Source organism: Streptomyces yatensis (genome assembly GCF_018069625.1).
GTDB classification, from domain to species: domain Bacteria; phylum Actinomycetota; class Actinomycetes; order Streptomycetales; family Streptomycetaceae; genus Streptomyces; species Streptomyces yatensis.
Window position 1 is genome coordinate 492,806 of the sequence record NZ_CP072941.1, and the last position, 13,068, is coordinate 505,873.

At 70.2% G+C, this 13,068-nt stretch carries 10 protein-coding genes; 6 read left to right on the top strand and 4 right to left on the bottom strand.

The window, feature by feature from the left end:
* Positions 1-79: 79 nt before the first annotated feature.
* The 3 genes from J8403_RS02225 to J8403_RS02235 all read right to left on the bottom strand — a co-directional run bounded on the left by J8403_RS02225 (position 80) and on the right by J8403_RS02235 (position 5,051).
* A complete protein-coding gene (locus J8403_RS02225; RefSeq protein WP_211121575.1) occupies positions 80-1,966 on the bottom strand; it encodes a family 43 glycosylhydrolase in 1,887 nt (628 codons plus the stop codon).
* Positions 1,963-3,846 carry a glycoside hydrolase family 43 protein gene (locus J8403_RS02230; protein ID WP_211121576.1) on the bottom strand — a complete coding sequence of 628 codons (1,884 nt, stop codon included), beginning with the start codon at positions 3,844-3,846 and terminating at the stop codon, positions 1,963-1,965. Before J8403_RS02230 ends, J8403_RS02225 begins: the two co-directional genes overlap by 4 nt.
* A 173-nt stretch (positions 3,847-4,019) precedes the next feature.
* Entirely contained in the window at positions 4,020-5,051 is a 1,032-nt protein-coding gene (locus J8403_RS02235) for a DUF8189 domain-containing protein (protein WP_211121577.1), read from the bottom strand.
* A 279-nt stretch (positions 5,052-5,330) separates the two neighbouring features.
* Here J8403_RS02235 and J8403_RS02240 point away from each other — a divergent pair, with 279 nt between their 5' ends.
* The 6 genes from J8403_RS02240 to J8403_RS02265 all read left to right on the top strand — a co-directional run bounded on the left by J8403_RS02240 (position 5,331) and on the right by J8403_RS02265 (position 11,621).
* The gene (locus J8403_RS02240; RefSeq protein ID WP_211121578.1) at positions 5,331-6,416 is read left to right on the top strand and encodes a MerR family transcriptional regulator; all 1,086 of its coding nucleotides are present in this window, start codon (positions 5,331-5,333) and stop codon (positions 6,414-6,416) included.
* Between the two features lie 179 nt (positions 6,417-6,595).
* Positions 6,596-8,608, top strand: a complete 2,013-nt coding sequence (locus J8403_RS02245) for a glycoside hydrolase family 127 protein (RefSeq protein WP_211121579.1) — start codon at positions 6,596-6,598, stop codon at positions 8,606-8,608.
* 189 nt (positions 8,609-8,797) lie between these two features.
* Positions 8,798-9,028 carry an SGM_3592 family protein gene (locus J8403_RS02250; protein WP_078646228.1) on the top strand — a complete coding sequence of 77 codons (231 nt, stop codon included), beginning with the start codon at positions 8,798-8,800 and terminating at the stop codon, positions 9,026-9,028.
* Positions 9,029-9,157: 129 nt separating this feature from the next.
* Entirely contained in the window at positions 9,158-9,952 is a 795-nt protein-coding gene (locus J8403_RS02255; protein ID WP_211121580.1) for an ABC transporter substrate-binding protein, read from the top strand.
* A gap of 41 nt (positions 9,953-9,993) precedes the next feature.
* Complete coding sequence (locus J8403_RS02260) at positions 9,994-10,779, top strand: amino acid ABC transporter permease (protein WP_211121581.1); 786 nt, start codon at positions 9,994-9,996, stop codon at positions 10,777-10,779.
* Positions 10,780-10,784: 5 nt separating this feature from the next.
* Positions 10,785-11,621 carry an amino acid ABC transporter ATP-binding protein gene (locus J8403_RS02265; RefSeq protein ID WP_425519744.1) on the top strand — a complete coding sequence of 279 codons (837 nt, stop codon included), beginning with the start codon at positions 10,785-10,787 and terminating at the stop codon, positions 11,619-11,621.
* Between the two features lie 122 nt (positions 11,622-11,743).
* Here J8403_RS02265 and J8403_RS02270 read toward each other — a convergent pair whose 3' ends face one another.
* The gene (locus tag J8403_RS02270; RefSeq protein ID WP_211121582.1) at positions 11,744-12,988 is read right to left on the bottom strand and encodes an SGNH/GDSL hydrolase family protein; all 1,245 of its coding nucleotides are present in this window, start codon (positions 12,986-12,988) and stop codon (positions 11,744-11,746) included.
* Positions 12,989-13,068: the final 80 nt, after the last annotated feature.

Below are 13,068 nucleotides of genomic sequence, written 5' to 3' on the forward strand. Positions count from 1 at the left end.
GGTTCGAGATTACGAACAATGTCCGACATCATGTGCACGGTGAAGGTACCGGCCGAACGGGACCACGGACACCCGCGCGTCACACCGTCTCCTTGAGGACGGTGAAGTGGCGGGCGAATCCGGTGAGCCCGGGCAGCTCCCGGATCGGCGTCCAGGTCCGGAAGCCGTCGAGGCTGTCGCTGTAGTAGTACTTCTGCTCGGTGTAGCCGTCGAAGTAGATCCGCCAGCCGCCGTTGTCCAGCCGCGCCAGCGCCGGTCCCTCGCGCCAGCTGCCCCAGCCCGCCCAGTCGCCGGTGCCGCGGAAGGTGTACGGCCCGCCGAGGCTGTTCGCGGTCGCGTGCTCGATGTACTTGGTGGTCTCCTGCTTGGTGAAGGCGTGGTACTGCCCGGCGTGGCGGACGACGAAGGTGTCGATGTAGTTGGACGTGTCCAGGCCCCGCAGCGGGGTCGGCGTGGTCCAGGACGACAGCGACGCGTCGGTGGCGGTGAGCAGATGCGGCCGGAAGATGTAGTCGGGGGTGGAGGCGGTGTCCAGCGAGACGATGATGTTGACCCTGCCGCCGTCGTCCACGAAGAACTCCGGCGCCCAGGTGCGCTCGAGACCGGCCACCGGCAGGGTGTGATTGCGGACGAAGGTCCAGGTGAGGCGGTCGCGGCTGCGCGCGAACCCGATGGTGTTCCCGGTCCAGTTCGTCGTGTAGACGATGTAGTAATAGCCGTCGGTGTGCTTGATGACGCTGGGGTCGCGGATGAGCCCGGACGGCGGGGTGTAGGCGGGTCCCTTGAGCAGCGTGTACGTGGTCGCGTCGGACGACTGGTAGACGTACATGTTCGACTCGCTGCTGTTGGTGAACGCCGTCATGGTGTAGCGGGTGGCGGCCGTGGTGTCCCTGGCGGGCGCGTCGGCCACCGGCACCCCGAAGTCCGGGGTGCCGTCGGCCTTCCAGCCGAGGGCCTGGACGCGGGTGTGCCGGTTGGGGTCGTTCAGCGGGTCGCCGGTGATGTCCTTGTACTGGCGGGCGTGGTAGACGAGGAGGTCGGTGTGGCCGTCCTCGGCGACGGTGAAGGAGTTGTGGCCGGGCCCGTACTGCTGGGTGGTGTCATTGCTGGTGAAGACCGGCCGCGGGCTCTTCTTCCAGGATGCGGCGGCGAGCAGGTCACTCCCGGCCGAGGCGGCCAGCAGCCCCATGCAGTAGTTGGCGTCGGTGGCGCTGGCGGAGTAGGTGAGGAACACACGGCCGTTCCGCTGCAGGACCGAGGGGCCCTCGTTGACCTTGAAGCCACGGGTCTCCCAGTCGTACGTCGGCCGGGAGATCTCCACCTGGGGCCCGGTGATGCTCCATGGGCTCGCCATCCGGGCGAGGTAGATGCTCGAGTTGTTGCCGACGTCCGGATTGCTCTGCGCCCAGACGAGATAGCGGGTGCCCTGGTGGGTGAAGGTGGAGGCGTCCAGGGAGAAGGAGTCGATGGGCGTGACGATGCGGCCCTTCTCGGTCCAGGTCCCGGCGAGGGGGTTGGCGCTCGCGTTCTCCAGCACCCACATCCGGATCTTCCAGACGTCGTTCGCGGGCGCCGAGGCGAAGTAGAGGTACCACTTGCCGTCGATGAAGTGGATTTCCGGGGCCCATATGTGGGCGCCCATGTCACCGCTGGTGTGCTTCTTCCAGATCACCGACTCGGCGGCGGTGGCCAGGCCGCCGATGGTCCTGGAGCGCCGCAGGACGATGCGGTCGTACTCGGGGACGGTGGCGGTGAAGTAGTAGTAGCCGTCGGTGTGTTTGAGGATGTGCGGATCGGCGCGCTGGCGCACCAGCGGATTGGCGTACGAGGGTGCCTTGGCGGCGGCATGTGATGCGGCGGGGGTGGCGGCCTGTGCGATCCCGGGTGTTCCGGCGGCCGCCCCCAGGGCGAGGGCGCCCATTATCACGCGTCTGCGGCTGGGCTGGTGTTCCGCGCTGCGGCTCATGCGGTTCTCTCCTGCTCTGGCTGGTGGTGCGCCTGGGACCGGACGGGCGTGATGCCGGCCTGCGTCGGGCGGATCCGCTGGATGGTGCCGTCGGGGTCGAACCGCATCCGGTCGATGGCGACTTCGCGATGGGTGCCGTCGCCGCCGGGGCGGGCGAAGCGGTGGTAGACGATGTACCACTCGTCGCGGCCCGGGACCTGGATGACGGAGTTGTGGCCGGTGCCGAGGATCTGATCGCCGGTGTCCTTGGCCAGCACCGGATTGCCCGCCGCCTTGGTGAAGGGGCCGAGCGGTGAGTCGGAGATTCCATAGGCCACGCGGTAGTCGGGGCTGCGGGTGTCGTCCTCCGACCACATCGCGTAGTAGCGGCCCGCGCGCTTGAAGACGGTCGGCGCCTCGTTGTAGCCGGGCGGGGTGATCTTCACCGGCCGGGTGGCGAAGGAGACCATGTCGTCGTTCAGCCTGACCGCCTCGAGGGCGCCCTGCCCGAAGTAGAGGTAGGGGGTGCCGTCGTCGTCGATGAAGGCGTCCGGGTCGATCGACTGGTGGCCGAACTGCCCCTTGGCGACGAGCGGTTCGCCGAGTGCGTCGGTGAACGGTCCCCCAGGGCTCGCGGACTTGGCGACACCGATGGACTGGCAGGCGCTGAAGTACATCCAGTAGGTGTCGCCCTTTCTGACCACCGAGGGGGCCCAGGCGTTCTCGTGGCACCAGGAGACCTCGGCGAGGTCGAGGGCGGGGCCATGGTCGGCCCAGTGGACGAGGTCGGGTGAGGAGAAGCCGTTGAAGCGGGTGCCGCTCCAGCCGGGGTGGCCGTCCTCGGTGGGATAGATCCAGTACCGGCCCTCTGCGTACAGCACATCGGGGTCGGCGTGGTAGCCGGGCAGGGCGGGGTTGGAGTCGCCGGGCCGCACGGTGGCGGTCTCCCGGATGACGGTGCCGTGGCGGACGACACCCGACAGGCCGGGCAGCTCCCGTTTGGGCGTCCAGTGCTCCAGGTCGGCGCTGTCGCTGTAGTAGTACTTCTTGACGGTGTAGCCGTCCATGAACATGCGATAGCCGCCGCCGGGGAGGGCGACGATCGTCTGACCCTCCAGCAGGCTGCCCCATCCCGCCCAGTCGCCCTTCCCGGTGAAGCGGTACGGACCGGTGATGCGGTCGGCGACGGCGTGCTCGATGAGTTCGCCCGTGGCGTTCTTGGTGAACGCGTGGTAGGCGGTGCCCTTGCGGACCACGAAGGTGTCGATGTAGCCGTTGTAGTCGCTCTCGCTCGGCGAGATGCCCTCGAGCGGCTCGGGCTCGCTCCACCGGGTGAGCGTGTCGTCGAGCGCGGTGAGGACGTAGGGCTGGAAGTGCCGGTAGGCGGTGGGCCCGGTGGACAGCGAGACGACGATACGGACCTTCCCGTCGGGCGCGTCGGTGAAGAACTCCGGTGCCCAGGTGTTGTTGGCGGCCACGCCGTGGTCGATGTCGGCGAGATGGGTCCAGGTGCGGCGGTCGTCGCTGACGGCGAGGCCGAAGGTGCTGCCGGTCCATCCGGTGGTGTACGCGACGTAGTAGCGGCCGCCGCGGTGGATGACGCTGGGGTCGCGGACGAGACCGGAGGGCGGGGTGTACGCCTTGTCCTGGACCGACCAGAAGTCGCGCGCGTCGTCGGACCCGTAGACGTACATATTGCTCTCGCCGCTGTTCGTGAAGGCGGTGAACAGATAGCGCGAGACCGTGGTGGACTGCCGCACGGCGGGTCCGCTCCCGTGGCTCCGGTCGTGCTCCGCGGCGTGCACACGGCTCGCGGTGAGGGGAACCACGAGAGCGAGGGCGGCCAGCAGCGCGAGCAGCGCTGCCGGCGCTCTCCGGGGTCGGGTGGCATGCGGGGGCATCAGAGGGCTCCTGCGATCCGAAGTGATCGAATTTGTTCGGAGATTAAGGGTTCTGATGACTTCCGACAGCCCCTGGAGAGGGTGCGAAAGTTTCGAAAACCGGGGAGCCCTGGAAGACGCGCGATGGGGTGGTGCGGTGAGGTGAGCGGATCAGCGACGCGGCGAGGGGCGGATCAGACGAAGGTCTGACGCTGCAGCCAGAGGTCCCTGGCGGTTCCGCTGCCCTGGATGAAGACGTAGAGCAGATTCTCCTCGTTGAGGATGGGGACGCCGACGCCCGCGGAGCCGATGACCCCGCCCAGGGACTGGAAGCCGCTGTAGCTCGTGCCGTTCTCCGTGGTCTGGACGGCGACCCACAGGGCGTTGTCGGTGGCCTTGATGAACACGTTGACCCGGCCGTCCTGGGCCAGGGCGCAGGTGGGCCGCCAGACGATCTGTGCGCCGAGGCTCACGGGGGCGCCGAACGTGGTGTAGTCGTCGCTCTGTCCGACGCGCCGGACGGTCCCGTCGGAACCCCGGTAGAAGATCTGCACCCGGCCGGCCGCGTCCAGGCATACCGACGGGCGGCTGGTCACGTTGGAGGCGTCGAGGGTGAAGGGCCCCCAGACGGCGGCGTTCTCCGTCTGCTGCTGGATGGTGTACAGGGTCTCGCCCGCACCCTTGACCGCCACCACGATCCGCCCTCCCCCGTCGAGGATGGGCGACGGCGTGGCGAAGATGGCACCGCCCAGCGATGTGGCGGCGGTGTAGGTCTCGTACTGCAGGTCCTGGTTGCGGAGGTACCACAGGGCGTCGTCGGTGCCGGGGAAGAACACGTAGATGCGGCCGTCGGCGCCGAGCGCCGCGGCCGGGTCGTCCCCGATGCCGGTGGCCAGGATCTGCGGTGGTCCGTACCCGGAGTTGATGGAGGTCTGGGTGATGACCTCCAGATTGTTGCCCGGGGTGCGGTAGAAGACCCGGACCTTGCCGTCCTTGCCCCGGATCGGCGCGGGGATGCCGTCGACGGACAGGCCCGCGTATTGCTGCCACGGACCCCAACTGCCGTCGCGGGCCTCCACCCTGCTCCACAGGACGTTGGACCCGCCCCGGATGAAGACCTGCACCCGGTCGTCGGCGAACGTGACCGGGGCGGGCTCGGAGTGGATGCCGCCCTGCAGATTGATCCAGGTGCCCCAGACGGTGCCGGGGGTGGTGGAAACGGTCATGAGAGGACCTCCCTCTTCTCGTGGAGCCATGGGACTGCACGGATACACCGTCAATTCCCGGGAAAGCATGGCGGATACCCGAAGAAAGGAAGATGTACGGATATGACTGATTCATTGTTATGAGAGACTGATGTCAGATTAAATACGCTCGTTTGCTGTGGAAATTCATTGTGGAACAGAAGAGATTCTGATCACGGGCCCGCCGTTGACCTTCCCCAAGGGGGAAGCCCGAGCATCGTGGTCGCCGGGCGAGGTGCCCGGCGGCGAGGAGGGGCGAGCATGGGGCTGCTGACCATCGGTGCGTTCGCGAGGGCATCGCGGCTGTCCCCCAAGGCGCTGCGCCTGTACGACGAGCTCGGGCTGCTGCCGCCCGCCCGCGTCGATCCGCACTCCGGCTACCGCCTCTACGATCCGGCACAGCTGGAGCGGGCCCGCCTGGTGGCGTGGCTGAGGCGACTGGGCATGCCGCTCGCCGACATCCGGTCGGTGTGCGAGCTGGGACCGGAAGCCGCCGCGCGGGAGGTGCGCGCGTACTGGGCGCGGGTCGAGGCCGACACCGCGGCCAGAAGGGACCTGGCCGCCTTCCTCGCCGACCAGCTGTCCGGGAGGGACACCACGATGTCTTCCGACCACCCCACCCTGGGGATCCGCTACGCCGTACTCTCCGACACCGGCTCGGTCCGGGAGAGCAATGACGACGCCGGGTACGCCGGGCCGCGCCTGCTGGCCGTGGCCGACGGATTCGGGGGCGGACGGCACGCCGGCGAGGCGGCGATCGAGGCGCTCAAACCGCTGGACGCGGGCGTCCCGGGCGGGGAGTTGCTGAGCGCGCTGGAGGAGGCGGCGCACCGGGCCCGGGAGTCGGTCTCGGCGCTCGCCGCGTCCGACCCCGCGCTGCGGGATGTCGGCACGACGCTCACCGCGATGGTGTGGTCGGGCTCCCGGCTGGGTCTGGTCCATATCGGCGACTCGCGCGCCTATCTGCTGCGCGACGCCGAGCTGTTCCAGATCACCCATGACCACACGGTGGTCCAGTCGCTGCTCGACGAGGGGCGGATCACCCCCGAGGAGGCCGCCTCGCACCCCCAGCGGGCGCTGCTGCTGCGCGCCGTGGGCGGCGGTTCGGCGTTCGAGCCGGACTTCGCCCTGCGGGACGCCCGCGCCGGGGACCGCTATCTGCTGTGCTCGGACGGGCTGACGGGGGTCGTGCCCGCCGGGGAGATCCGGCGTGTGCTCGCCTCGGAGGACGATCCGGGCACGGCCGTACGGCAGTTGGTCGCCCTCGCCAACGGCGCGGGTGGGCCCGACAACGTCACCTGCGTGGTGGCCCATGTGGCCGAGCGGCGGACGCTGACCTCGGCGTAGAGCCACCGCCATGACCGTCTCACCCGCCCACCGTGACCGCTTGTTGAACGTTGATGAATGGTGTGCGCAAAGGCTTGTCGGCCGGAAGAACGCCTCCTTATGCTCGCGGCGGAAATCGCTTTCCACTCCTGCCGACCGGGAGACAGACATGGCCGGCGGCGCGGCGTAAGGGGCAGAGCATGTCCACAGGTCCGATCCGGCTCTCCCGGGGAGCGCACACCGCGCTCCGCCCGGCCACCGCGGCGCGGATCACCGGAGGATTCTGGGCCGCCAGACGCCGTGTCAACGCCGAAGTGAGCGTTCCCCAGGGGCCGGACCGGCTGGAGCGGGCGGGCAATCTCGCCAATCTGCGGGCCGCCGCGGGGGCGGCGCCGGCGGAGTCCGGCTTCCGCGGCGACTTCCCGTTCCAGGACTCCGATGTGCACAAGTGGCTCGAGGCGGCGTCCTGGCAACTGGCGGACGGCGGCGAGGGGCCGGCCGAGGAGGAACTGGCCCGGCAGGTGGAGCGGCTGGCCGGGCTGGTCGCGGCCGCGCAGGCCGAGGACGGCTATCTGCAGACGTACTACCAGCTGGGGCCGGACGCCCGGCGGTGGGCGGAACCGCACTGGGGGCACGAGCTGTACTGCGCGGGCCACCTCCTGCAGGCCGCGGTCGCGCACCACCGGGCCACCGGCGCGAACGGACTGCTCGAGGTGGCGGTGCGCTGCGCCGATCTCGTCGACGCCACCTTCGGACCCGGCCGGAACGAGACGGTGTGCGGACATCCGGAGATAGAGACGGCGCTGGTGGAGCTGTACCGGGAGACCGGTGAGCGGCGCTATCTCGAGCTGGCCGGGTACTTCGTGGACCGGCGCGGGCAGGGCAGCCTCGGCGACGGCCCGGCGGACGGCTCGCCCGGCCCCCGGCCCGGGGCGCCCTACTGGCAGGACCACATCCCGGTGCGGGAGGCGAGGGCGGTCGCCGGGCATGCGGTGCGCCAGCTGTATCTCCTGGCCGGGGCCGCGGATGTGGCGGCGGAGACCGGGGACGCGGGGCTGCGGGACGCCCTGGTGCGGCTGTGGGAGGACATGGCCACGACGAAGACCTATCTGACGGGCGGGGTGGGGTCCCGGCACGAGCTGGAGTCCTTCGGGGACGCGTACGAGCTGCCGCCGGACCGGGCCTACGCGGAGACCTGCGCGGCCGTCGCCGCCGTCCACTTCGGATGGCGGATGGCGCTGCTGACCGGAGAGGCCCGCTACAGCGATCTGGTGGAGCGGACCCTGTTCAACGGCTTCGCGTCGGGGGTGTCGATCGACGGTGAGCGCTGGCTCTATGTGAATCCGCTCCAGGTCCGCCAGGATGATGAGAACCGTAAGGACGCCACCGGCGACCGGAGCGCCCACCGGACGCCGTGGTTCCGGTGTGCCTGCTGTCCGCCCAATGTGATGCGGCTGCTGGCCTCGTTGCCGCACTACATGGCGAGCGGCGACGCGCAGGGGCTGCAGCTCCACCAGTACGCGTCCGGCTCGTACGAGGCGGGCGGCGGGGCGGTGCGGGTGGGGACCGGGTACCCGTGGGAGGGGCGGATCGCGGTGGTCGTGGACACGGCGCCGCGGGACACGGACTGGACGCTGTCGCTGCGCATCCCGCACTGGGCGACGGCGTACGAGGCGACGGTCGGCGGGGAGCCGGTGGCCGAGCGGGCCGAGAACGGCTGGCTGCGGCTGCGGCGCCGCTGGCGGCCCGGCGAGACGGTCGTGCTGAGCCTGTCCCTGGGCCCCCGGCTCACCCGGCCCGATCCACGGGCCGACGGGGTGCGCGGCTGTGCCGCGATCGAGCGCGGCCCGCTGGTGTACTGCCTGGAGCAGACCGACCAGCCCGCGGGGCTGCGGCTGGACGACATCGCCCTCGACCCGGATGCCACGCCGAGCGCCGAGCACCGGCCGGAGCTGCTGGGCGGGGTGACCGTGATCACCTCCCTGGCGCTGCGCCATGCCGTCGCGCGCGACGGCTGGTGGCCGTACCGCGACGGCGGCGCGGGCTCCGGCGGCGGCGCGGGCTCTGACGTTGGCGTGCGCCCGGGCGTGGACACGGGTGGCGCGGAAGCCCTCGATCCGGTCCCGGTGACCGCGATCCCGTACTACGCGTGGGCGAACCGCGGACCCGGCGCGATGCGGGTGTGGACCCCGCTCCAGCCCCCGGCCGGCTGACCTTCGCAGAACCGGGCCCAGGTCCCTGACCTGCCGGTCTTCGGTCCACGCCCTGGCCTGCCGATCCCCACCGGACCCGGGCGTGTCCCACGCGGTGGCCACCGGAACTCGGCGGACACCCCATGCGTTCAACCGCTCGAGGAACACGCTCGTGTGCCCGAGCGGCACCATGGCAACAGGAGGTGCCCCTTGAGCACCGGATCCACGCCCCGCGGGGACGATGACGCCGACGGCTGGGACGACGTCACCCTCGACGAGGACTTCATACGGGACGCCGAGGTCGCCGAGCCCGCCGCACGCACCAGGATGCTCACCGCGCGGTGGCGGCGCGGGGCGCCCGAGCCCCAGCCCTGGCGGGCGGACGAGCCACCGGCCGGATGGTTCTGGAGCAAGCGCCGCAAGCGGCGCCGGCGGCGCTGACCTCGCCTCTCCGTTATCCGGTCGCAATTGCGCGCGTAAAGACACCGCGGCATATCCGGTGGGAGGATTCGGGCCGACTCACTGATCATGAGGTCCGTGGTCGTCCGCCGACCCTGTCCCGGAGGTGCCGTGTCCGCTCGCTCCGCCTTGCCCGTCATAGCCGTCGCCGCCGTATCCGCCCTCCTGGCCGGGTGCACCAGCACCAAGTCGTCCGGGTCCGGCGGCGACGACATCAGCCTGGTGAATTCCGGCAAGCTCACGACCTGCACGCATCTGCCCTATCCACCCTTCCAGTCCAAGCAGGGCAAGAAGATCGTCGGCTTCGATGTGGACATGGTCGACCTCGTGGCCTCGGCGCTCGATGTGAAGCAGGAGATCGTGGACACGCCCTTCGAGGGCATCCAGTCCGGGGAGGACCTCAACACCAACCAGTGCGACGTAGCCGCCGCCGGGATGACCATCACCGACGTACGCGAGAAGAACCTGGACTTCTCCGCCCCGTATTTCGAGGCCACGCAGGCGCTGCTCACCACCAAGGGCAAGCCCTACAAGTCCCTCGCCGACCTCAAGGGCAAGAAGCTCGCGGTCCAGCAGGGGACCACCGGTGAGAGCTACGCCCAGAAGCACGCCAAGGGCGCCAAGCTGGTCCAGTTCGAGGATCTCGCGCTGCTGCTGACCGCCGTCAAGACCGGGCAGACCGACGCCGGCATCAACGACAACGGTGTGCTCTACGACTACGTCAAGGACAACGCCGACACCGCGGTGACGGCCGAGTTCGACACCGGCGAGCAGTACGGCATCGCCGTGCGGACCGGCAATGACGCACTGCGCAAGAAGATCGACGCGGTGCTGAAGGACGCCCGGGCGGACGGCTCCTACGACCGTATCTACAAGAAGTGGTTCGGCACCGCGCCCAAGAAGTGACGCCCGCTGACGGCCATCGGAGCTGAGGAGTCCGCACACTTATGGCAATGACCCGCCGGCAGCGGGCGCGGGCGATACGAGCGGTGCAGTACGCCGTGCTCATCGTCCTGCTGCTCGCCATCGTCCTGGCCGCGGACTGGGGTGAACTGCGGCGCGCCTTCTTCGACGCCGAGGTCGCCCGGTCCCTGTTCCCCGACATCATCACCACCGCCCTGGTCAACACCGTCGTCTACACCCTGCTCGGCTTCGGCTTCGGCCTGGTCCTCGGGGTGGTGCTGGCACTGATGCGGCTCTCGCAGGTGCCGCCGTACCGCTGGCTGGCGGTCGCCTACATCGAGTTCTTCCGCGGAGTGCCCGCACTGCTGGTGTTCATCGCGCTGGGCTTCGGGGTGCCGCTGGCCTTCCAGGTGGCGCTGGACCGGCACGTCACGGTGATGCTGGCGCTGGGGCTCGTCGGAGCCGCCTATATCGCGGAGACGATGCGGGCGGGCATCCAGGCGGTGCCCAAGGGGCAGATGGAGGCGGCCCGTTCGCTGGGCATGTCCCACAGCCGGGCCATGGCCTCGATCATCATCCCGCAGGCGTTCCGGATCGTCCTGCCGCCGCTCACCAATGAACTGGTGCTGCTGACCAAGGACTCCTCCCTGGTCTATCTGCTGGGACTCTCCCTGGACCAGTACGAGCTGTCGAAGTTCGGCCGGGACGCGCTGAATCAGCACCGCAGCCTCACCCCGATCCTGGTCGCCGGGGTGTGCTACCTGATCATCACCGTGCCGCTCGGCCATCTGGTGCGCCGGCTCGAGGCCCGTTCGGCGAAGGCGAGGTGACCGGCGTGAAGGAGACGACGGTGGCGAAGGAGACCGGCGAGGCGGACGGCATCGCCATCCAGGTGGCGGGGCTGCACAAGTCCTTCGGCGCGCTGGAGGTGCTCAAGGGCATCGATCTCACCGTCCGGCGGGGCGAGGTGGTCTGTGTCATCGGCCCGTCGGGATCCGGCAAGTCGACGCTGCTGCGCTGTGTGAACCTCCTGGAGGAGCCGACCTCGGGCTCGGTCACCGTGGCGGGGACCGAGGTCACCGACCCGGACGTGGACATCGACCGGGTGCGGCGGCGGATCGGCATGGTGTTCCAGGCGTTCAACCTCTTTCCGCATCTGACCGCCCTGGAGAACCTCACCATCGCCCAGCGGCGGGTGCTGCGCCGCGACAAGGCGGAGGCGGTACGGATCGGGAGGGACACTCTGCGCCGGGTCGGTCTGAGCGACAAGGAGTCGGCCTATCCGGCCCAGCTGTCGGGTGGACAGCAGCAGCGGGTGGCCATCGCCCGGGCGCTGTCCATGGAGCCGGAGTTGATGCTCTTCGACGAGCCGACCTCGGCGCTCGATCCGGAACTGGTCGGCGATGTGCTCGCCGTGATGCGCGCCCTGGCGGACGAGGGGATGACGATGCTGGTCGTCACCCATGAGATGAGCTTCGCACGGGAGGTCGCCGACCGGGTCGTGTTCATGGACGACGGGGTGATCGTGGAGGAGGGCGGACCGGAGCAGGTCGTCTCCGATCCGGTCCATCCCCGCACCCGGGCCTTTCTCACCCGGGTGCTCAACCCGGCCGCGGCACGGGTCGGGGAGGTGCCGGACACGGGCCCGCACGGAGCGCGGATCGACCGCTGAACTCCGTGCGGGCGGTTGAACTCGGTGCGGGCGGCTGAACTCCGTGCGGGCGGTTGAACTCGGTGCGGGCGGCTGAGCTCCGTGCGAGCAGCTGAGCTTCCTACGGGAGCGGGTCCGTGTGGTCAGTGGGCGGGGCGCAGGTCGCGCAGGTCGATCGCGTCGGCCATGGCCCGCAGTCCCGCGTCGTTGAAGTGGAGATGGTCGCCAGAGTCGTAGGCGGGCAGTGAATGGTCCGGGGCGGCGGGGTCGCGGACGGCGGCGTCGAAGTCCGCCACCCCGTCGAACAGGCCGCCGTCCCTGATGAAGGCGTTGACGGACTGCCGCACCGCCTCGCGCGCCGCGGTGTAGTTGCCGTTGCCGCCGAACGGGGTGATGGTGCCGCCGATGACGCGGATGCCACGGGCGTGGGCCCGTTCCACGATCCGGCGGTACGCGTCCTCGAACGCGGCGGGATCGGTCTGATTGGGATTGCCCTTGATGTCGTTGATGCCCTCCATCAGGACCACGGCACGCACCCCGGAGCGGGAGAAGACATCCGCGTCCAGCCGGGACAGGGCACTGGGCCCGGTGCCGTCCAGCAGAACGCGGTTGCCCGCGATCCCGGCGTTCAGCACCCCCAGCCGGCGCTGCGGGGGCAGCGCGCGCAGCCGGGCCGCGAGCCGATCCGGCCAGCGGCGGTTGGCGCTCGACGTCGATCCGGAGCCGTCGGTGATGGAGTCGCCGAGGGCGACCACGCTGCCCGCGGCGGGGGCGCCGAGCACATCCACACCCGTCACGTAGTACCAGGAGCCGGTGGTGGCGGTGTACGCGGCGCCGCTCTCCTGCGCGGTGTGGTCGCCGTCCGGCGCCAGGAACGAGGTCTGCAGGGCGGAGTGGTGGTAGGTCGCCGGGCCCGAGTCGACCGGCGTGTAGAGGGTGATCAGCAGGTTGACGTCCGGGGCCACCCGCAGCGGCACCGGATCGCTGACCGCGTCCTGACCGGCCGGAACGGTGACCGAGGCCGCGTGGCGGAAGGTGGCCGTGCGCATGGTCCCGGCCCGGGCGGCCGCGCTCTTGGGCGCTCCGCTCTCCTGCAACGCGACGGTGACGGAGGTGAGTTGGAGGGGCGCGGTGCCCAGGCGGTTGGTCACCCGGACGCGGACGGCGTGGCCGCCGACGCTGGTGTGCACCACATTGCGGATCGACTGACCGGGCAGAGCGGGGACCGTCCCGGACGCCGCGGCCTCCCAGGTGCCGGTCCAGCCGTGGCCGGGGGCGGGTGTGGAGGCCGGGTGGGAGGTGGCGGCCCAGGCGGGCCCCTGCAGTGGCAGGAGGGCGAGGACCAACGCGGCCAACAGGCCGCGCAGAACGTGCCGGATCGTGACCATGACGTGCTGCCTTCCAGAGCGACGGAACTGGAGACGAGCGAGCTGGACCGAACGCGGCCGTGCGGATGACGGCCGAGGAG

Coding starts and splice junctions, on each gene's coding strand:
- J8403_RS02270 (WP_211121582.1), bottom strand. CDS start 12,988: ATGGTCACGATCCGGCACGTTCTGCGCGGCCTGTTGGCCGCGTTGGTC.
- J8403_RS02235 (WP_211121577.1), bottom strand. CDS start 5,051: ATGACCGTTTCCACCACCCCCGGCACCGTCTGGGGCACCTGGATCAAT.
- J8403_RS02245 (WP_211121579.1), top strand. CDS start 6,596: ATGTCCACAGGTCCGATCCGGCTCTCCCGGGGAGCGCACACCGCGCTC.
- J8403_RS02260 (WP_211121581.1), top strand. CDS start 9,994: ATGGCAATGACCCGCCGGCAGCGGGCGCGGGCGATACGAGCGGTGCAG.
- J8403_RS02225 (WP_211121575.1), bottom strand. CDS start 1,966: ATGAGCCGCAGCGCGGAACACCAGCCCAGCCGCAGACGCGTGATAATG.
- J8403_RS02230 (WP_211121576.1), bottom strand. CDS start 3,846: ATGCCCCCGCATGCCACCCGACCCCGGAGAGCGCCGGCAGCGCTGCTC.
- J8403_RS02240 (WP_211121578.1), top strand. CDS start 5,331: ATGGGGCTGCTGACCATCGGTGCGTTCGCGAGGGCATCGCGGCTGTCC.